A 398-nucleotide genomic window follows, 5' to 3' on the forward strand; every position below is an offset into this window, starting at 1 on the left:
TCGTTTAGGTATGTGATACGGGCCCTCTATCCCTTGTGCGCAGATTACTGACGACTCGGCCCAGGACTTACGAGAATCACCTTCCCCGGCTACAACCACGAGCAGCTGATGAAGATCATCCAGTCTAGATTAGAGGGCATACCCGGCGACATCGTCGATTCAGATGCCGTGCAGTTCGCGAGCCGCAAAGTCGCCGCCGTCAGCGGCGACGCCCGGCGAGCACTCGACATATGCAGGAGAGCAGTTGAACTGGCCGAGGCAGAAGCGCCAGACGAGCCGTCGACGCCAAGCAAGAAGGGCCGCAAACCGGGCCAGGAGACCGACAAGCGCCATGCGCCTGGCAGGGTGACGATCGCGACCATCAAAAAGGCCATCAACGAGGCCACCTCGAACCCCAT

Annotated in this window: 1 pseudogene; it reads left to right on the forward strand. The window is 60.3% G+C overall.

What is annotated here, in order from left to right:
- Positions 1–108: 108 nt before the first annotated feature.
- Positions 109–398: pseudogene (locus MWC30_RS22075) on the forward strand (hypothetical protein); the annotation flags it as partial.

It is taken from the genome of Desulforhabdus sp. TSK, assembly GCF_022836495.1.
Lineage (GTDB): Bacteria > Desulfobacterota > Syntrophobacteria > Syntrophobacterales > Syntrophobacteraceae > Desulforhabdus.